Origin of the sequence: Moraxella sp. ZY210820 (assembly GCF_030674635.1) — a bacterium.
In the GTDB taxonomy this organism is placed as follows: Bacteria; Pseudomonadota; Gammaproteobacteria; order Pseudomonadales; family Moraxellaceae; genus Acinetobacter.
In genome coordinates, this window is sequence record NZ_CP089978.1 from 337827 (window position 1) to 358079 (window position 20253).

Consider the following 20253-nt stretch of genomic DNA (forward strand, 5'->3'; position numbering starts at 1 on the left):
TCACCGAATGATATAGCAAAATCATTCGGTTTATGGAGAATTAAAGTGAAAGACTTGCTCGATATTATGCGTAAGAAAGATACAGATGGTCAAACGACTTTAGAGTTTGATCGTATTCGTATTGGTCTTGCGTCTCCTGAGATGATTAAGTCATGGTCGCATGGTGAAGTGAAAAAACCAGAGACTATTAACTATCGTACGTTTAAACCTGAACGTGATGGTTTATTCTGTGCTAAAATTTTTGGTCCAACTAAAGATTATGAATGCTTGTGTGGTAAATACAAGCGTATGAAATATAAAGGCGTGATTTGTGAAAAATGTGGTGTTGAAGTAACCACAGCTAAAGTCCGCCGTGACCGTATGGGTCATATTGAATTAGCAAGCCCAGTTGCACATATTTGGTTCTTAAAATCATTACCAAGTCGTATTGGTTTATTGTTAGATATGACTTTGCGTGATATTGAACGTGTGTTGTATTTTGAATCTTATGTGGTAACTGACCCAGGCATGACACCACTTGAAAAATACCAACTTTTGACTGATGAAGAATATTATAATGCTTTAGAAGAGCATGGTGATGAATTCTCAGCAAAAATGGGTGCTGAAGCAGTTCAAGACTTATTAAAAGATATTGATTTAGAAGCAGAAATTTCACGTTTACGTGAAGAAATCCCACAAACGACATCTGAAACTAAATTGAAAAAAATGTCTAAACGCTTAAAATTAATGGAAGCGTTTAAAGAGTCAAATAATAAGCCTGAGTGGATGGTCATGAATGTATTACCAGTCCTACCACCAGATTTACGTCCATTAGTACCACTTGATGGCGGTCGTTTTGCGACATCTGACTTGAACGATTTATATCGCCGTGTGATTAACCGTAATAACCGTTTAAAACGTTTATTAGACTTGGCTGCACCAGATATTATCGTACGTAACGAAAAACGTATGTTACAAGAATCTGTTGATGCTTTATTGGATAATGGTCGTCGTGGTCGTGCCATTACAGGCTCTAACAAACGCCCATTAAAATCACTTGCTGATATGATTAAGGGTAAACAAGGTCGTTTCCGTCAAAACTTACTTGGTAAACGTGTAGATTATTCTGGTCGTTCGGTAATTACGGTAGGTCCATCATTACGCTTACATCAATGTGGTTTACCAAAGAAAATGGCACTTGAATTATTCAAGCCGTTTATTTATGCTCGTTTACAATCAGCAGGTTATGCAAGTACCATTAAAGCTGCTAAAAAAATGGTAGAGCGTGAAACCGCAGAGGTGTGGGACGTTTTAGCTCATGTAATTCGTCAGCATCCTGTGATGTTGAACCGTGCACCAACACTTCACCGTTTGGGTTTACAAGCGTTTGAACCGATTTTGATTGAAGGTAAAGCGATCCGTTTACACCCATTGGTATGTACAGCGTTTAACGCCGACTTTGACGGTGACCAAATGGCGGTACACGTTCCATTAACACTTGAAGCTCAATTAGAAGCTCGTGCGTTAATGATGTCTACTAATAACATCTTATCGCCTGCCAACGGTGAACCAATTATCGTACCATCGCAAGACGTAGTATTGGGTTTGTACTACATTTCTCGTGATGCAGTAAATGCAAAAGGGGAAGGCATGATTTTTGCTGATACAGCAGAAGTAAATCGTGCTCTGGCAACACAACAAGTCGCATTACACGCACGTATTAAAGTTCGTGTTGATGAAACCATTATCAATGAACAAGGTGAGCAAGAACAACGTCGTATTTTAGTTGATACAACACCAGGTCGTTGTTTACTTTGGGAAATTGTACCAAAAGGTTTGCCATTTGAGATGATTAATGCTGAGATGAATAAGAAAAATATCTCAAAATTAATTAACTCATGCTACCGTGTATTAGGCTTAAAAGATACTGTTATTTTTGCTGACCAATTAATGTATTTAGGTTTCCGCCAAGCAACACGTTCAGGTGTTTCGGTTGGTATGGAAGATATGTTAATTCCACCACAAAAACAAGAAATTATTGCTAAAGCGGAAGCTGAAGTGCGTGAGATTGAACTTCAATTCAATCAGGGTATTGTAACAGAAGGCGAACGTTATAACAAAGTTGTCGATATTTGGGCTCGTACTAACGATCAGATTGCGAAAGCGATGATGGATAACTTATCTTACACAACTGTTAAAAATAAGCAGGGTGAAGATGAAAAACAAAAATCATTCAATAGCATTTATATGATGTCGGATTCGGGCGCACGTGGTAGTGCTGCTCAGATTCGTCAGCTTGCTGGTATGCGTGGTTTGATGGCAAAGCCAGATGGCTCGATTATTGAAACGCCAATTAAAGCAAACTTCCGTGAAGGCTTAACTGTATTGCAGTACTTTATTTCGACACACGGTGCTCGTAAAGGTCTTGCCGATACAGCATTGAAAACGGCAAACTCTGGTTACTTAACACGTCGTTTGGTGGATGTAGCACAAGATTTAGTCATTACAGAAGCTGACTGTGGTACAGAGCATGGCTTAGTGATGACACCGCTTATCCAAGGTGGTGATGTAATTGAGCCATTGCGTGACCGTGTTTTGGGTCGTGTAACTGCTGATGATGTCCGCCGTGCGGTTGATGGCGAAGTAGTACTTGAAAAAGGCACGCTTATCGATGAGAAAATTGCTATTCAATTAGAAGAAGCAGGTGTCGATGAAGTTAAAGTTCGTTCAGTTGTGAGTTGTGAATCAACATTTGGTGTGTGTGCAAAATGCTATGGTCGTGACCTAGCTCGTGGTCATTTGGTAAATCCAGGTGAATCTGTAGGTGTTATGGCTGCACAATCGATTGGTGAACCCGGTACGCAGCTGACCATGCGTACATTCCACGTGGGTGGTGCGGCAAGCCGAACATCAGCAGCGAATAGCGTTCAAGTGAAAAATAAAGGTACAGTACGTTTCCATAACGTAAAAACAGTACAACACGCTAAAGGTCATTTAGTATCAGTTTCTCGTTCTGGTGAAATTGGTGTAGCTGATGAGTTAGGTCGTGAGCGTGAACGCTATAAATTACCATACGGTGCAAGTATTCAGTTGAAAGATGGTGATGCTGTAGAAGCTGGTGGTATCGTAGCGACTTGGGATCCACATACACATCCAATCGTAACAGAAGTGGCGGGTAAAGTACGTTTCTCTCAAATTATTGATGGTGTAACTGCGGCATCTAAGTCTGATGAAGCAACTGGTATGACCACGATTCAAATCTTACCTGTAACAGCTCGTCCTGCATCTGGTAAAGATTTACGTCCTGCAATTGTATTAGATACGGTTGATGGTGGCGAACAATTCTATTTCTTACCACAAAGTATTATTTTAACAGTACGTGATGGCGAAAAAGTAGGTATTGGTGATGTTTTAGGTCGTGTACCACAAGAAAGTTCACGTACTCGTGATATTACGGGTGGTTTACCACGTGTTGCTGACTTATTTGAAGCACGTAAACCAAAAGAGCATGCAATTTTAGCCGAAGTAAGTGGTATCGTAAGTTTTGGTAAAGAGACTAAAGGTAAGAACCGTTTAATCATTACACCTGAAGATGGTGGTGAAATTTACGAAGAACTCATTCCAAAATGGCGTCAAATCAACGTATTTGAAGGTGAAACAGTAACACGTGGTGAAACCATTGCTGATGGTCCACAAAATCCACATGACATCTTACGTTTAAAAGGCGAAGTGGCATTAACCAACTATATCGTAAATGAAGTACAAGACGTTTATCGTTTACAAGGTGTAAAAATCAACGATAAGCATATCGAAGTGATTGTACGTCAGATGTTGCGTAAAGTTGAAATCATTGATGGCGGTGATTCAAGCTTTATTAAAGGCGATCAAGTGGATTATATCCAAGTTGTCCAAGAAAATCAGGCTTTATTAGAGCAGAATAAATTCCCTGCACGTTTTGAACGTCAATTAATGGGTATTACTAAAGCATCATTATCGACTGATTCGTTTATTTCTGCAGCTTCATTCCAAGAAACAACTCGTGTCTTAACTGAAGCAGCGGTAACAGGCAAAGAAGATGATTTACGTGGCTTGAAAGAAAACGTAGTTGTGGGTCGTTTGATTCCAGCAGGTACAGGTCTAGCGTATCATTTAGAACGCCGTCGTGCAGAAGAAGCTGAACAGCAACTTCCTGAGCAAGATAATTTTGCTGCTGAATTTGCTAAAGATTTAGCCAATGAATTTGCTTCAGATATGTTGAGTGAAACATCGAGTGCAACTTTAGATTTAGACCAAGCATTTAGTGAAGGTTTGAATCAAGATATGTAATCTGATGATAAACAAAAAGAGAAGTTAGTCTATGATTAACTTCTCTTTTTTGTGTAACAGGAAACCTAGTAGAATGTTGATTAAATAAAATTACGGTTTAATCAACAAAACTTAATTTAGAATTACGTTTTGGTGCTTCTTCACTTGGTTGAATTTCTTTATCGATAAATTCAACATCTTTATATTCATTTGGATCGAAAAATAGCCCCATACCATTTTCACGGGCGTAAATTCCTAATAAAGCAGGCATAGGGATATAAAGATTATGTGCAACACCACCGAAGCGTGCTGAAAACGTAATCGCGTGATTGGTTATTTCAAATTGATGAGTGGCATGTGGAGCGATATTTAAAACAATTTGCCCATTTTGCACAAATTGTTGTGGTACCATTACATTATCCTGTGTGGCATCAACCATAATGTGTGGTGTGAGATTATTATCAATAATCCATTCATAAATAGCACGAGCTAAATATGGACGGTTTGGGGTCATATTAATATCATTACTCATCATAAAATCCTATGAAGTAGACCTATTTTAGATACATTTGATAACGATGTTGTTCTTGTAAAGTGAGTGACTGTACAAAACTTTGTCGCTGATATAAACGTGTTGCATATTTGCGAATGGCACGACAATGTGGCATTGGTAAATACAGTTGCATTGCATCTAATCTTAACAAGATTGGGGCAAGCATACAATCTAAAATAGTAAATTGTTCAGATAAAAAATAAGAAAAATGTTCAAATAAAGGGGTTAATGAACTTAAAGTATTGGACAAATGGGTTAAAGCCTGTTGTTGTTTTTGTGGGTCTAAGCTATCTTCATGGCGTGTAATATCATCGACTAAATGAAACCAATCTTGTTCAAATCGCCATAAATATTGACGTTGTTCAGCACGTTTTGCAGGACTATCAGCAAATAATTTATATTGGGGGTAGCGGTCATCGATATATTCTGCAATAGAGAGACAATGATAGAGTTTTAAATTTTGTTCAATCAGTATAGGGAGTGTTTGATAAGGGCTTAAATCTTGAATATCTTCATCATCATAATCGCTTAAAATAAGTTGATAGGCAATATGTTTTTCTTTTAACATAAAGCGAATCCAATGCGAACGGAAATCGTCACTATGGCTATAAAGTGTAATACCTTGAGATAGATTTTTTTCAATCGACATAGACATCATCAATGTAAAGGCTAATGTATTATCATACTAAAAATAGGCTGAAAAATCTATGTGATAATTCATTATGTATTTTAAGATATGAAAAAACCTTGCCATAACAGCAAGGTTTTTGTATCGAACCAAATTCGTAACGATTAACGTTTTGAGAATTGTGGACGACGACGTGCTTTGCGTAAACCAAGTTTCTTACGTTCAACTTCACGAGCATCACGAGTAACGAAACCTGCTTGACGAAGAGCTGGTTTTAATGTTTCATCAGATGCGATTAATGCACGAGTAATACCGTGACGGATAGCACCTGCTTGACCACCAATACCACCACCTTTTACGGTGATATAAAGGTCAAATTTAGTTGTAACATCTAACAATTCTAATGGTTGCATAACCACCATACGAGCAGTTTCACGACCGAAATATTGCTCTAATGATTTATTGTTAATTGTGATTTTACCAGTACCCGCAGATAAGAATACACGAGCTGTTGCTGTTTTACGGCGACCTGTGCCGTAGTCGTATTTATTAGCCATGTGTAGTATTCCTTAGATATCCAAAACTTGTGGTTGTTGAGCAGCGTGTGGATGTTCGCTACCAGCATACACTTTCATTTTTTTAATCATTGCATAACCAAGAGGACCTTTTGGTAACATACCTTTTACAGCACGTTGGAAAATCTCTTCTGGATTGTGAGCAACTAATTTTTCAAAGTTAGTTTCTTTTAAACCACCTGGGAATTCAGTATGACGGTAGTACTTTTTATCTAAAGCTTTGTTACCAGTTACTTGAATGTTCTCAGCATTGATGACGATGATATAATCACCAGTATCAACGTGCGGAGTATAAGAAGTTTTATGTTTACCACGCAAACGGCGTGCGATTTCAGTCGCTAAACGACCAAGTGTTTTGCCTGTCGCATCAACAACGTACCAATCGTGTTGTACTTCAGCAGGTTTTGCACTGATAGTTTTCATTTCAATACCTATTATAGTTGGTTTGGATAGATATTATCCAAACTTAAGAATGCGTATTGTATATGATTTTGATGTAAAAAAAAAGCTCTATTATCAGCTTTCTAATATTTATTTTTGTGAATATAGATGATGATAGCCATAATTTTAGGTTAAAATAGGTAGCAATAAGTTTTTCATGATACGATTTTAAATATGCAAACATATCTTAATTTATTACAACATATTATTGATACTGGCGATGATAAAGGCGACCGTACAGGTACGGGTACACGTTCAGTATTTGGCTATCAAATGCGTTTTGATTTAAAACAAGGTTTTCCTTTATTAACTACTAAAAAAATGCACCTTAAATCAATTATTTATGAATTATTGTGGTTTATTAAAGGCGATACTCATGTCAAATATTTGACGGATAATGGTGTAAGCATTTGGGACGAATGGGCAACAGCAGAGCAGACTGCTAAATTTGGACGTGAAGTAGGCGACTTAGGTCCTGTTTATGGTCATCAATGGCGTAATTTTGGTGCGAGTAAAAATGAGCAAGGGCAATATAATGCTGATGGTTTTGACCAATTAAAATGGCTGATTAATGAGATTAAAACTAACCCTAATTCTCGCCGATTAATTATTTCGGGTTGGAATCCGAAAGAAGCCAATCAAGTGGCATTGCCGCCGTGCCATACTTTATTTCAATTTTTTGTGGTTAATGGTAAATTGTCATGTCAATTATATCAACGTAGTGCTGATGTATTTTTAGGCGTGCCATTTAATATCGCTAGTTACGCTTTATTAACGCATATGATTGCCCAAGTTTGTGATTTGCAAGTCGGCGAATTTGTGTGGACGGGTGGCGATACGCATTTGTATCATAACCATTTTGAACAAGCCAAATTACAATTAAGCCGTGAGCCGCTGCCATTATGTCAGCTTGAATTAAATCCAAATATTAAAGATTTATTTGAGTTTACTTTTGATGATATTAAAATTGTGAATTATCAATCGCATGAACGTATTAAGGCAGATGTGGCTGTTTAATATTGCAAATGAAATCAGTATCTTATCGCTTGTTAGCGAATAGTGCATTATTATGTTCATCATTAGCCTTAACTTTTGTCAATGCTGATAATTTGTGTGCTGGTATTTTTGATGGTACGCCATTTTACATGAGTGAAATTAATAGTTCAGGTAATGATGACGATGTGGTTTTTAAGTTATTGGCAATATTAGGCTTTTTCTTTACCATACTATTAAGTTGTTTTAAAAATAAAATCATTTATGTAGCTTTGTGTTCGATGTATTATATGTTGATGTGGCTGATGATGCAATGGATTGAAAGTACATCAGTTGGTCGCTTATTTTGGCACTCTATGGTGGATTGTCAAAATGGATTTTTAGTAGTTTTTTTGATAGGGCAATGTTTATTTGTTTTATTAAGTGGATTAGTTTTATTGAAATCAAAAGATATTGCTGAGTGAAGATTTTAGTTAAATTCAATGATAGTATTCTATTGAACTAAATATAATAGTGAGTGTAACCTAATGAATTTATTAAATATTAAACAAACCTTAAACGCCCAAAATATTGAATTGGTGCATGTGGTTGCATTTGATAAAAATCATTGCATAGGCAAAGATAATCAACTGGCATGGCATATCCCTGAAGATTTAAAACATTTTAAAGATATTACATCTGGCGGTGTGATTGTGATGGGGCGTAAAACCTTTGAAAGTATGGGACGAGCTTTGCCTAATCGCATTAACTGGGTGATTACTCGGGATAAAAATTGGTCGGCAGATGGCGTTAAAATAGCCTATAGTTTAGAGAGAGCTTTAGAATTAGCCAGTGAAGATATTGAAAATATTAATAAAAAACAGCTATTTATTATTGGAGGTGGGGATATTTTTAAGCAAACTTTACCTATTATGGATAGATTAGAAATTACACGTGTTGATTTAGATGTACAGGGTGATGCGTTTTATCCTTCTATTCCAATTGAATTTACTTTAATACATCGTGAGCATGGTACAAGTGCAAAAAATGGTGTAAATTATATTTTTGAAACATATCGACAATTACATCAGCAAGATAAGGTGGAGTAAATATCATGCAACAAGCAATATTTGGTGGTGGCTGTTTTTGGTGTACTGAAGCAGTATTTTTAGCAGTGCAAGGTGTACACAAAGTTGAAAGTGGCTATGCAGGAGGCACGGCGGAAATGGCAAATTATCACGCTGTATGTGATGGTAATACAGGGCACGCGGAAGTCATTCGTATTGATTATGATGAAAAAGTCATTGATTTTTCAAATCTTTTAGATATTTTCTTTGCGACACATGACCCTACAACACTTAATCGTCAAGGTAATGATATTGGTACACAATATCGTTCAGTGATTTTTTATTTAGATGAAAATCAGCGTATTTTAGCAGAGCAAAAAGTCGCTGAATTAACTTCATTTGGTCTCAACATTGTAACAGAAGTCAGTCCAGCTCCAATCTTTTATCCTGCTGAAAATTATCATCAAAATTTTTATGCTAGAAATCCGACTCAAGGTTATTGTAATGCGGTCATTCCACCTAAGTTAATGAAGTTAAAGGCTAATTTTTCTCATTTGATGAAGCACGTTTAGGTCGCCATGCCCAAATCATTTCACATTTGACAGGCTCTTGTTGTTGTTCATCAATTACGGTAATGGGAATAGAAAGTTCGCCTTTTTCATTCTGTAAAATAAATTGACGTTGTTCATTGTTTAAGGTAGCTGTAGCGATTAATTTACCTTTTGCGATTCTGATATAATCAACTTTTAAAGATTTAATTAGTAAAATACGCTCATCAGGCACGCTCAAACCTGCGATAAAACCTGTGGCAGTTTCTGCTAATAGTGCAGTTGCTGCTGCGTGAACGCCGTGAATATGATTTTGTACTGCCTTATGATTATCAATTTCAACAATGACTTGTTGTGGACTGACTTCAACATAACGAATTTTAGCTGTACCCACCATTGGCACGATACGACCAAATATTTTTGTCCATATTTTACGCTGGAACATTTTTGGTAAATGTGAACTAACATTGACCATTTTTAATAAACGATTTGCTTTCATATCAAATAAGATGCCATTTTAAAGATTGGATTGTGGTTTAGAATGAATGTTAGCTCCTATCAAAATATGAATTCTATCATAACTTAGCTCTAAATCAATCAGTTTCTGTCTTCATTTTTGCTGTTGCAAGGTCTTTTGAGTTTCCATCAAAATTATAAAAACACTTGAAAATTAAATATATCTTTATTATAATGTATTCAAATGAATACAAAAGGTTAAAATAGCATACTTATGACAGCCAACCGTATCCCGCTAAGTGTACGCATTAGCCAAGAAGATGCAGATTTTATTGCTCAATTACAGATTGATGGTGCAAATACACCATCAGAAAAAATCCGTGAATTGTTAAAACAAGCACGGCTTGCCCATACACAAAGTAAGGCTTACGATGCTATTTTAACTAGTTGTGAGCAAATGTTGAATACCGCTCGCCATGAAATTTTACAGTCAGAAAAGGCTTTAGGAGTGCATTCACATATTGTGGCACGAATCTTTGATGTATTGCCTGATTTGATGGCAACGATGGCAGGCGATTATCCTAAAACGTGTGATAAAACGGCATTAGTCGATTTTGAAAAACAAGCTATGTGGCGGATTGTGCGTTTAATGGATAGTATTTTACAACTTGCGATTACAGGTAAAGGTGCAGGTTATGATGATAAAGTATTAGGCGAGTTGGAAAATACTTTAAATCTAGCACAGTTGATTTCTCAGAATAAAGCTGATGTTAAGCGTTGAAACTGTAGATTATGATACACATCGTATCATTATTTATCGTAATCAAAATGATGTTGCCATTCGTCAAGTGATTTTAGATTTAAAGGGTAATATCATTCAAGATGAAATCTCTGAATTTGATGAGCAGGGTCAATTAATTTGTGAGAATGTTTTTATCAATCATACCACTTTAATTGCTTATCGTGAATATTATGATGATGGGCATAATTATGGTTATCGTGATTATAAATGGCTTGATGGGCAATTTAAATTACTGTTGATGACACAAAATGAATGGTTAATTAAACATCGTAAAGCTAAATGTACTTGGTATGATGGCGATGGTCAATTGGTTTATTATGATATTTTTGAATATGATGAACAAATTGGCGAAATGGTTTGGCAATTTTGTTATGATGAAAATCATAATATGATTGAACCACAATATTTAGAGCAATATAGCGATTATTATTTACAATTTGTTTAGCTTAAGGAGTACACAATGAGCGAAACATTATCCCGCCGTGTGGGACGGCTTGTGAGTGGTGGTTTTCATGCTTTGATGGATAAAGCAGAAGATTTAGCCCCAATGGTAGCATTTAATGAAAATGTGCGTGAGATTGAGCAGGCGATTGATGAAGTGCGTGCTGAATTAGGTAAAATTGTGGCTCAAAAGCACCTTGCAACTAAAAAATTAGCCGATGAAAATACACGTCATGAACAATTAAATGATAGCATTGTTACAGCGGTGAATCTCGGACGTGATGATTTGGCACAAGTGGGTATTGCAGAACAAATTGATATTGAAGCTCGTTTGCCTGTACTTGAAAATACCATTGCCGATTGTAGCGAACAGGAAAAAGAGTTAGAAGGTTTTATTGTGGCATTACAAGCCAAACGCCGTGAGTTAATGACTGCGATTGAAAATTATCAAAAAACTGTAGCGATACAAAGTCAAGGGCAGGGCGTAAATACTGGCTCAAATTTGGATAAAATTGCTCAAAAAGCAGAAAAAGCAACCAACGCTTTTGACCGTGTAATGAGCCGCCAAACAGGATTTAATCACAGTACCAATGCCAATAATAATGCACAAAGCTTAAAAGAGTTAGAAGAGCTAAGTCGCAATAATCGCATTAGTGAGCGTTTGGCAAAATTAAAATCTGGGCAATAATTGGAGTAGAATATGATGAAAACCAAAATTTTAACCATACTATTAAGTGCAATGGCATTAACCGCTTGTGGTGATAGCGATACAGCGAACAAAACGCAAGCAACATCAGCAACGCAAACGACAAATTCAGCGGAAACGTCATCAGCATTGACATCATCGCAAACACCATTAGCGACAACTGCGAGTACATCATCAGCGACATTATCAACTAGTCATGTTGGGCAAGTTGATGTATCAAAATTAAGTCCTGAAAAGGTAGAAATGCTAGAAAAAAGTAAAAAGATTGGTGATATTGTTGCATTACAACAGGCTTATTTGCGTGCTAATTCATATCAAAATGGTATGGATAAAGCAATGCAATGGCAACAACGTTTGATTTCTGCTAAAAGTGATGCAGAAATTCGTGCAGTATTTAATGAGCAAATGGCATTGATGGATAATCTCTTGCGTGAAGTGAATAATGTCAAACTTTATACGCCAGAAGTACAGTCTATTGCTGATAAGATGAAACGTGGTATAGAACAAACCAAAAGTGCATATCAGCAAATGAGTAAACTCAATTTAATGGATCCAACCTTAGGTGGTCAAGCACAACCGTTGATGGAGCAAGTGACTCAAGGTGGCGGTTTAATCTTTGCAGCTCATGATGATTTGATTAAATTGGTACAATCGCTTGGTTTTGCGACCAATGATGAAGCAATGACTTATTATCAACACGCTAAACAGCAATTTAATCAAATTACATCAAAATAACATATTTGATTGAGATAAAGTCATGTTTGAACTAATAACTGCGACACAAACTGCACCATTTGGTATTGCATTGGCATTGATGTTATTACTTTTTATTGTAGAAGTGGTGGCGTTGATGATGGGTGGTGTTAATGATTGGGTCGATGGATTATTACCAAATGAATTACACGCACATACTGAAATTGGCGTAGATGGTGCGGATACAGGTGTATTGATTCGTTTTTTAAGTTGGCTCTATGTGGGTAAAATTCCATTATTGATGTTAATGGTTATCTTTTTAGCAGTTTTTGGGCTGACTGGCTTTATCATACAGGCTATGCTACATAACGTTGTTGGGTTTTATGCACCAAGTTTGCTTGCGGTTGTGGTGGTATGGTTGCTTTCGTTGCCGATTGTTAGAATATGTGCTAAAGGGGTTTATCTCATTTTACCCAAAGATGAAACGACCGCCATTCATCAAAATGAATTGATTGGACGTGTGGGTGTAGTGGTCATTGGTAAAGCAACTCAAGAAACTCCTGCTCAAATCAAAGTGAAAGATACGCACGGTCAAACGCATTATGTGATGGCGTATGCTGATGATGAAGATTTGATACAAGGAGAAACGGTATTATTAATTGCCCAAAAAGAAATGTATTTTGTAGCGATTAAAAATGTAAATCAAGTTTTGGTGGATTGAAAATATGGTCAGTATGGCAAGAAAAACGCTTGATGAAATCAGAAATACATCTATGAATTATGATGAGCTAAATTACCTAAAATCTATGCCTGATGATAAGATTGATTATAGTGATATACCAGTATTAAATGATGAACAAATTGCTGGATTAAAGTCATATAAAATTCATCAGAATTCAATGATAGAAATAGTAATGAAATTGCCAAAATCCGCTTGTTTTGATGACGTAGATGCAGTGAGCTTACAAAGACAGTAGCGTGATGAATGGGATAGAAATTGCGGAGATTAAATATTGATTTTAGAAACAAATAAACCAATTTGGCACATAAGAGTTGTGGCAGCTATAATTTTTATTCTATTGATTAGTAATTTTTCAAATATTGCTATATGCTTAACTGTTTTATTTATATTTATTTTTTCTTGCTTGATTGAGAAAATTAGTGGAAAAAATAATTATTATGCTTATGCTACAAAAAATACTGGATTAGAGTTGTTTTTTGTATTTTTTTTGTTATTAATTTTGACAATATTTTTCAAAACATTGAGTGGATTTATATTGATTTTATCCCTCTTGTTTTGTCTTTCTGTGCTAGTAATACAAGATAGTTTATCCTGCTTTATTGATGGTTTTTTGGATAAAGTTATGAATAATAATTTTTATGATAAAGAATTTAGTGGAGCAGTAAGATTTATACCACTAAGCATATCTTTTATGCTATTTTGCGTATCTTTTGAGTGGCAAACCCTCAGGTTTATTGAGAACAGTAGTTGGAACTCAATAAGTTGGAAAGAATTATTGATGCTGTTAACAAAATTTTCTAATTACAATGATAAATTTGCTTTTGATTCGGGAATTACTCTTTTTGTAACTGCTACCAAAGATGTTTCTTTCAGGTTGCTTTTAGAACAATTTGACGCTATCAACAGCATTAAAAAATCGCTACAAATAGCTTGGTGGTTCTCTTTTATATTGGGTTTGATATATCCCATCATTTACTCTAAAATCTTTAAAGCATAAGGAGCTTCTATGAACCTATTTTCCATTTTAACCATTGCGATTATTATTCTAATCGCACTCTTTGTATTAGGCTTGATTTTAACTCGCCTATATCGCCGTGCCAGTAAAGAAGTTTCTTTTGTGCGGACGGGTTTTGGCGGTGAAAAAGTCATTGTGAACGGTGGTGCGATTGTCCTGCCTGTGCTTCATGAAGTGATTCCTGTCAATATGAATACTCTTCGCCTTGAAGTACGCCGTGCCAGTGAACAAGCCTTAATTACCAAAGACCGTATGCGTGTTGATGTTACAGCTGAATTTTATGTGCGTGTAAAACCATCGGCAGAAAGTATTGCTACCGCTGCACAAACATTGGGTATGAAAACCATGTCGCCTCAAGACTTAAAAGACTTGGTGGAAGGTAAATTTGTGGATAGTTTACGTGCAGTTGCGGCTGAAATGGCAATGGAAGAACTTCACGAAAAACGTGTGGATTTTGTGCAAAAAGTACAACAAGTGGTATCAGAAGATTTATTTAAAAATGGTTTGGAATTAGAAACTGTGTCATTGACAGGTTTAGATCAAACAGGTTTTGAATATTTCAATCCACAAAATGCGTTTGATGCGGAGGGTTTAACTCGTTTAACTGAAACCATTGAAATTCGCCGTAAAAAGCGTAATGATATTGAACAAGATACTGATTTGGCAATTAAAACCAAAAATTTAGAAGCTGAGCGTACTCGCTTACAAATTTTGCGTGAAGAAGAATATGCAAAATTAGAGCAAGAACGTGAAATCGAAATTCGTAAAGCAGAACAAGAACGAGAAATTGCCGTTCGCCGTGCTGAGCAAGCTGCCGAAATTGCAGGACAAGAAGCTAATAAAAAGCGTGAAGCTGAAGAAGCTCAAATTGCTGCTAAACGTGAAGTGGATTTAAAACGCATTTTGGCAGAGCGTGATATTGAAAATGAAAAAATCCAAAAAGAACAGCAGATTGAACGTGCAGAAGTTGAGCGGAAAAAAGCCATTGAATTGGCGGAGCAAGACCGTGCCATTGCGGTAGCGGAAAAATCTCGTGCAGAATCTGAAGCCAAAGCCGAAGCGGATAAAGCACGTGCTAATGCGGTGCGTGAAGAAGAAAGCGTTATTACCGTGCGTGAGACTGAGCGTGCAGAGCGTGCAAAAACTATTGAGTTAATTTCTGCTCAAGAGACGGCTCAAAAAGAAGCAATTGCTATTACGGTTGCAGCTGATGCAGAAAAACAAGCAGCGATTGACCAAGCGGAAGCGGTGCGTATTACTGCAACTGCAGAAGCGGAGAAATTACGCTTACAGGCAAAAGGTGAAGCCGATGCTAAAATCTTACTCGCTGAAGCACAAGAAAAACAATATCGTGTTGATGCAGAAGGTGCGAAAGCAGTTAATGAAGCTGCAAATGTACTTTCAACTGAACAAATTGAAATGCAAATCCGTTTGGCATTACTCAAGCATTTACCTGAAATTATTCGTGAAAGTGTACGTCCAATGGAAAACATCGATGACATTAAGATTTTACAAGTTAATGGCTTAGGTGGTTTTGGCGGTAATGGTGCAAATGTAGAAACTAGCGAAAACAATAATGCTAACCTTGCTGACCAAATGGTCAATTCGGCTTTACGCTATCGTTCACAAGCTCCATTGGTGGATAGTTTGTTGAAAGAAATTGGCTTAAATGGTGGAGATATTAATGGTTTAACCAATGGTTTAAATCAAAATATTAGCCAAAGCACAAACAAAGTAGATTAGATTCCGCTTTTAAAAATCAGTCTAATGTTGAGTTAGGCTGATTTTTTATTCACAACTAAATTTAATATGCGATAGGAACATATTATGATAATATTGTCTGAACTAAACGATGTTTTATTTAAAAGGAAATACCCTTGACTGCTAGTATCCAACGTCATTTAAAATTTAATGATATTCACTTAGAGCATTTGAAACGCTTAACAGGAATTTATCAATCACACTTAAAACAAATCGAGCAACGTTTGCATGTTACGATTGCTCAACGTGGCGAACATTTTGCCATTCAAGGCGAATTAGCTCAGGTTGAACAAGCTGAACAAGTATTGCAACGTTTATATGAAGAAAGCGAAAATCAAACGATTACGGCTGACCAATTGCATTTAATTATTCAAGCCAGCCAAAATCAGCATGATATGCAACAGCTTGTTAATGTTGATGAAAATGATGATAGCGATGCACCAATGGACGTGTATTTGCAAACTCGTAAAGGGCGAATCAATCCACGTGGGGCAAATCAACGCCGTTATGTGCAACGTATTTTACAAAGTGATATTTCATTTGGTATTGGACCTGCGGGAACGGGGAAAACCTATTTGGCTGTGGCGGCTGCAGTGGATATGTTAGAACGTAATGAAATTCAACGGATTTTATTGGTACGTCCTGCGGTCGAAGCTGGAGAAAAATTAGGCTTTTTGCCGGGGGATTTAACGCAAAAAATCGACCCTTATTTACGTCCTTTATACGATGCCTTATATGAAATGTTGGGTTTTGAAAAAGTGGCAAAATTAATCGAACGTCAAGTGATTGAAGTTGCACCGCTTGCCTATATGCGTGGGCGAACGCTCAACCATTCTTTTGTGATTTTAGACGAAGCACAAAATACCACACCTGAACAGATGAAAATGTTTTTAACTCGACTTGGTTTTGGTTCTCGTGCAGTGATTACAGGTGATATTACTCAGGTCGATTTACCTCGTGGACAACAATCTGGGTTAGCACAAGCACTAAAGGTTCTTGAAAATATTAAAGAAATTCATATTACACGTTTTCATTCTCGAGATGTTGTTCGTCATCAATTAGTACAAAAAATCGTGGAAGCCTACGATCAATTTGATGATGAACAACAACGCATTTCAGCAGAAAAACGAGCTGAAAAGAAAGCCTTACAACAAGCATTGATAACTGAACATGATGCTAAGGCTGATGAACAGCATCAAAATACTTCAGGATAATAAATATGCACACGGTAATTTTAAATCAGCATAATATGTAATCAACTGGTAATCCAGCTTGATGTGAATTCAATTACCGTTGCTGAATTGATTGGGTGATTTACATTAATCAAATACAGTTAAACTGTAAATATCATCATGCTTAATATCGGAGTAACGACATGAGTTATATTCCTCCAAAAATTTGGGATTATGAACAGGTTAAAAACCAAAATGGCGGTAAATTTGGCGGTACTAATCGCCCAACTGCTGGTGCAACGCATACACAAACTTTACCTAAAGGTGAATTTGATTATCAACTTTATAGTTTAAATACACCAAATGGAATCAAAGTCAATATTATTTTAGAAGAGCTAAAAGCCTTAAATAAAATCAAAGGCTACGATGCTTTTAAAATTGATATTATGGCAGGCGACCAATTTGGTTCAGATTTTGTTGCTATCAATCCAAATTCTAAAATTCCTGCTTTAGTAGATTATAGCCAAGATACGCCGATTTCAATTTTTGAAAGTGGTGCGATTTTATTGTATTTAGCCCAAAAATATCAGCAGTTTTTACCAAGTGACATTCACAAAAATGCCCAAACATTATCATGGCTCATGTGGCAAATGGGGTCTGCACCATTTTTAGGTGGTGGTTTTGGACATTTTTATGCCTATGCACCACAGCCGATTGAATATGCGATTAACCGTTATGCGATGGAAACTAAACGTCAGCTTGATGTATTAAATCAACATTTGGCAACTCATCAATTTATGGTGGGCGATGATTATACAGTGGCAGATATGGCAATATTCCCTTGGTACGGGCGTTTATGTTTAGGTGAATTATATGTCAGCGAGCATTATAATGCCTTTGAGTTTTTATCGGCTCATGAATATACGCATATTATTCGTTGGGCAAATCAATTAAAACAACGTCCTGCAGTACAACAGGCGTTGCAATTAGAATTAAAGTCGATTAAATAAATATAAGATGATTTAAATATGTAAGGGCGAAAAATATTTCGCCCCTACACCATCATGATTTAATACTTTAAAATCATATTAAATCGTATGATTATTTAGAAATTTTGCAACGCTCCATTTCTTTTTTCATCATCGTCATCACAAAATCAATCGCTTCTTGTTCACTCATTGCATCTTGTTTTGCTTTCATTTTCACAAAAAATGCTTTGAGAAAGGCTTTGGCGATTTCCGCTTTTTCTTCTGCAGTTGGTTCAACAAATGGCGGTAGATTTTCTGCGCCCATTTGTTTTAACATCATTTCAGAGAATTTACGCCCTGCATCAGTTGCAAAAAACGCATCAGCTTCCTTAATTTCCGCATCATTTAAAATCCCTTTAACATAAGGTTCAAGCGTTGCTAAATAATTTGGATTACCTTCTAAACTGTGCAAACACGCATTTTGTTCTGGCGTAACTTGAAATTCAGATTTAATATCTTTGATAATCACCGCACGATTACTATTGACCACAAAATCCATATAAGGGCTTTTGATGATTAATTTGTCAATTTCGGCTGAACTTGTACTAGTAGCAGTTTGCTCCGCCTTTGGTTCGGTTTTTGGTGCTTCCGCAGGTTTATCATTGCCACAAGCGGTTAAGGTGAAAACAACTGCAAGTGATACAGCAGTTAAGTTTAGTAGTTTCATTTGAATCCCCATCTACATTTACAAAATCATCATATTGATAATGTTAATAAAATTAATATATTATATAGTTACAAAAATAACATCATCGTATTATAACAACAAAAAATAAATTTTATGGACTATTTACTTTATATTTGTTAGACTAAAACCAATGCAAAAATCAACCATTTATCTAAAATGTGGAGAACATCTCAATGTCATTCTTTTCTAAATTTTTTAAATCAAAACCAAAAGATGATTTTATCTTACATAGCATTCAATTTCAAACGCCTGAATCAGAAACTTTAACCGATGGTGATTATTTATGGGCAACCATTGATTTTGAAAGTCGTTATGATTGTCAAATTTGGATGTTACCACAAACTAAGGAAGAACAAGAATCAAGTGAATGTTCTATTAGCGGTGGTTATATGCCATCTGATGTATTACCAGCAGGACGACATACCATTGAGCGTTATTTTTATTTAAATGATATTGATGCAGAACAATATCCAAATGGTGTTACGGTGAATGGTGCCAATATTAATGTGCAAACCACTGATGGTGGCATTTTATATCATCAAGTGCATGATATTCATTATATTTATAAGCCATTATCTTTAGAAGAATTGACCGAACGCCAAAAAGCAGATACAGAACATTTAAAATTTGAATTTGTTTCCATCCGTTATAATGGACATATTTTATCGCCACATGACAGTATTAGTATCGATTCACAAATTACCGTACGAATAAAAGCGGAATGTAATGAAAATGTGAGTTTTTCTTGCGTGCCAATTACGGATTTATCCTATGGTTTTGACCCAATGTCTGAAACGGTTGATGGGTTATTAGATTTAGATTTTAATATGAATAATATTGGTGATATTAGTGGATTGATGATTAAAGCCTATAATCGCTATGGTATTGCAATTGATTCATTACAGGTTGATTTTCCATTAAAAGTGGAAGATTGGCATGATGAGGGAAAATATCAGCCAGTAAGATTTGATTTTGACGGTATATATGACAGTATTGCCAATGCAGAAGGTAGCTTTGATTTTATCCCAGAATCAAGTATTTTACCGTATGATAAAGATTTAAACTTGTTTATGTATTTAAATCATCAAGCGGAACATGGCGTTGTGCTGTGGATTTATGATATGGTTGATGGCGAAATTGGTGAACAGATTTTTAGGTCTCACATACAAACCTATGATGAATGTCAAAATGAAAATCATAATCCAAATTTTACTATCAATTGGGAAGATGTGGATTTTTCAGAGAATCCAATCCGTAAAATATCAGGGTTTTATTTACAACTGACCAATATTGCAGGTGATGTATTGGCAGAAGAAACGGTTGATTTTGCTTTGACCATTCAAGGGGAGCTATAATGAAAAAATATTTATTTCTCAGTTTGTTGATAGTATTCAGTTCATCCGTACAGGCATTAAGTATAGCACCGCCTGATGAGAGTTTTATTTATAAGTTTGATAACAATGGCGATCATAAACTCAATTTAAAAGAGTTTTTGGCTGTTAAAAGATCATCGGCAGAAGATTTAGTTTTTGATTTTCCAATTACGCAACAAAGTTTTAAAAAACTCGACCGTAATAAAAACGGTTTTTTAGATGAGTTTGATAATTTACCGATTGCTTATACACAAGAAATTTATGATTATATTCAGTGTTGGCCTAGATGTGAGCAGAAATAATGCTTG

The 20253-nt window shown here is 36.0% G+C and carries 23 protein-coding genes; 17 read left to right on the top strand and 6 right to left on the bottom strand.

Going from position 1 to position 20253, the window contains the following annotated elements; genetic code table 11:
• Positions 1–45: 45 nt before the first annotated feature.
• Positions 46–4305, top strand: coding sequence for a DNA-directed RNA polymerase subunit beta' (gene rpoC / locus LU301_RS01685; protein ID WP_305271921.1), 4260 nt, complete (start codon positions 46–48; stop codon positions 4303–4305).
• 97 nt (positions 4306–4402) lie between these two features.
• Here the strand turns inward: rpoC and LU301_RS01690 are convergent, their stop codons facing one another.
• From LU301_RS01690 to rplM, 4 genes are all read right to left on the bottom strand, one after another.
• Entirely contained in the window at positions 4403–4819 is a 417-nt protein-coding gene (locus tag LU301_RS01690) for a ClpXP protease specificity-enhancing factor (RefSeq protein ID WP_305271923.1), read from the bottom strand.
• A gap of 19 nt (positions 4820–4838) precedes the next feature.
• Positions 4839–5486: a glutathione S-transferase N-terminal domain-containing protein gene (locus LU301_RS01695; RefSeq protein ID WP_305271925.1), complete on the bottom strand. Its 648-nt coding sequence runs from the start codon at positions 5484–5486 to the stop codon at positions 4839–4841.
• 143 nt (positions 5487–5629) lie between these two features.
• Positions 5630–6022 (bottom strand): 30S ribosomal protein S9, encoded by a 393-nt coding sequence (gene rpsI, locus LU301_RS01700; RefSeq protein ID WP_305271927.1) that lies wholly within the window; start codon positions 6020–6022, stop codon positions 5630–5632.
• A gap of 12 nt (positions 6023–6034) precedes the next feature.
• Positions 6035–6463: a 50S ribosomal protein L13 gene (rplM, locus tag LU301_RS01705; RefSeq protein ID WP_305271930.1), complete on the bottom strand. Its 429-nt coding sequence runs from the start codon at positions 6461–6463 to the stop codon at positions 6035–6037.
• A 192-nt stretch (positions 6464–6655) separates the two neighbouring features.
• Between rplM and LU301_RS01710 the strand changes: the two genes are divergently transcribed.
• The 4 genes from LU301_RS01710 (at position 6656) to msrA (ending at position 9092) form a co-directional block, all read left to right on the top strand.
• A complete protein-coding gene (locus tag LU301_RS01710) occupies positions 6656–7498 on the top strand; it encodes a thymidylate synthase (protein WP_305271932.1) in 843 nt (280 codons plus the stop codon).
• An 8-nt stretch (positions 7499–7506) separates the two neighbouring features.
• The gene (locus tag LU301_RS01715) at positions 7507–7938 is read left to right on the top strand and encodes a hypothetical protein (RefSeq protein WP_305271934.1); all 432 of its coding nucleotides are present in this window, start codon (positions 7507–7509) and stop codon (positions 7936–7938) included.
• Between the two features lie 63 nt (positions 7939–8001).
• Entirely contained in the window at positions 8002–8562 is a 561-nt protein-coding gene (locus tag LU301_RS01720) for a dihydrofolate reductase (RefSeq protein WP_305271936.1), read from the top strand.
• Positions 8563–8567: 5 nt separating this feature from the next.
• On the top strand, positions 8568–9092 hold the full coding sequence (gene msrA, locus LU301_RS01725; protein WP_305271938.1) for a peptide-methionine (S)-S-oxide reductase MsrA: 525 nt from the start codon (positions 8568–8570) through the stop codon (positions 9090–9092).
• On the opposite strand, the gene LU301_RS01730 is transcribed toward msrA, so the two are convergent.
• Complete coding sequence (locus LU301_RS01730) at positions 9061–9567, bottom strand: DUF4442 domain-containing protein (protein WP_305271939.1); 507 nt, start codon at positions 9565–9567, stop codon at positions 9061–9063. The two genes, msrA and LU301_RS01730, sit on opposite strands and share 32 nt — an antisense overlap.
• A gap of 231 nt (positions 9568–9798) precedes the next feature.
• Here LU301_RS01730 and LU301_RS01735 point away from each other — a divergent pair, with 231 nt between their 5' ends.
• The 10 genes from LU301_RS01735 to yghU all read left to right on the top strand — a co-directional run bounded on the left by LU301_RS01735 (position 9799) and on the right by yghU (position 17866).
• Positions 9799–10305, top strand: a complete 507-nt coding sequence (locus tag LU301_RS01735; RefSeq protein WP_305271940.1) for a hypothetical protein — start codon at positions 9799–9801, stop codon at positions 10303–10305.
• Entirely contained in the window at positions 10292–10771 is a 480-nt protein-coding gene (locus tag LU301_RS01740) for a hypothetical protein (protein ID WP_305271941.1), read from the top strand. Before LU301_RS01735 ends, LU301_RS01740 begins: the two co-directional genes overlap by 14 nt.
• 15 nt (positions 10772–10786) lie before the next feature.
• A complete protein-coding gene (locus LU301_RS01745; RefSeq protein ID WP_305271943.1) occupies positions 10787–11455 on the top strand; it encodes a PspA/IM30 family protein in 669 nt (222 codons plus the stop codon).
• Positions 11456–11467: 12 nt separating this feature from the next.
• Complete coding sequence (locus tag LU301_RS01750; protein WP_305271945.1) at positions 11468–12208, top strand: hypothetical protein; 741 nt, start codon at positions 11468–11470, stop codon at positions 12206–12208.
• Between the two features lie 22 nt (positions 12209–12230).
• Complete coding sequence (locus tag LU301_RS01755; RefSeq protein WP_305271948.1) at positions 12231–12887, top strand: YqiJ family protein; 657 nt, start codon at positions 12231–12233, stop codon at positions 12885–12887.
• A 4-nt stretch (positions 12888–12891) separates the two neighbouring features.
• Complete coding sequence (locus LU301_RS01760; RefSeq protein ID WP_305271950.1) at positions 12892–13143, top strand: hypothetical protein; 252 nt, start codon at positions 12892–12894, stop codon at positions 13141–13143.
• 36 nt (positions 13144–13179) lie between these two features.
• Positions 13180–13905: a hypothetical protein gene (locus LU301_RS01765; protein ID WP_305271952.1), complete on the top strand. Its 726-nt coding sequence runs from the start codon at positions 13180–13182 to the stop codon at positions 13903–13905.
• Between the two features lie 9 nt (positions 13906–13914).
• The gene (locus tag LU301_RS01770) at positions 13915–15666 is read left to right on the top strand and encodes a flotillin family protein (RefSeq protein WP_305271954.1); all 1752 of its coding nucleotides are present in this window, start codon (positions 13915–13917) and stop codon (positions 15664–15666) included.
• A 134-nt stretch (positions 15667–15800) separates the two neighbouring features.
• On the top strand, positions 15801–16898 hold the full coding sequence (locus LU301_RS01775) for a PhoH family protein (RefSeq protein WP_305271956.1): 1098 nt from the start codon (positions 15801–15803) through the stop codon (positions 16896–16898).
• Between the two features lie 161 nt (positions 16899–17059).
• Positions 17060–17866, top strand: coding sequence for a glutathione-dependent disulfide-bond oxidoreductase (yghU, locus tag LU301_RS01780; protein WP_305271959.1), 807 nt, complete (start codon positions 17060–17062; stop codon positions 17864–17866).
• 91 nt (positions 17867–17957) lie between these two features.
• On the opposite strand, the gene LU301_RS01785 is transcribed toward yghU, so the two are convergent.
• Entirely contained in the window at positions 17958–18551 is a 594-nt protein-coding gene (locus tag LU301_RS01785; RefSeq protein ID WP_305271961.1) for an LptM family lipoprotein, read from the bottom strand.
• Between the two features lie 194 nt (positions 18552–18745).
• Between LU301_RS01785 and LU301_RS01790 the strand changes: the two genes are divergently transcribed.
• Both LU301_RS01790 and LU301_RS01795 read left to right on the top strand, forming a co-directional pair.
• Positions 18746–19927: a hypothetical protein gene (locus LU301_RS01790; RefSeq protein ID WP_305271964.1), complete on the top strand. Its 1182-nt coding sequence runs from the start codon at positions 18746–18748 to the stop codon at positions 19925–19927.
• The gene (locus tag LU301_RS01795; RefSeq protein WP_305271965.1) at positions 19927–20247 is read left to right on the top strand and encodes a CREC-EF hand family protein; all 321 of its coding nucleotides are present in this window, start codon (positions 19927–19929) and stop codon (positions 20245–20247) included. The genes LU301_RS01790 and LU301_RS01795 overlap by 1 nt, the downstream gene beginning before the upstream one ends.
• Positions 20248–20253: the final 6 nt, after the last annotated feature.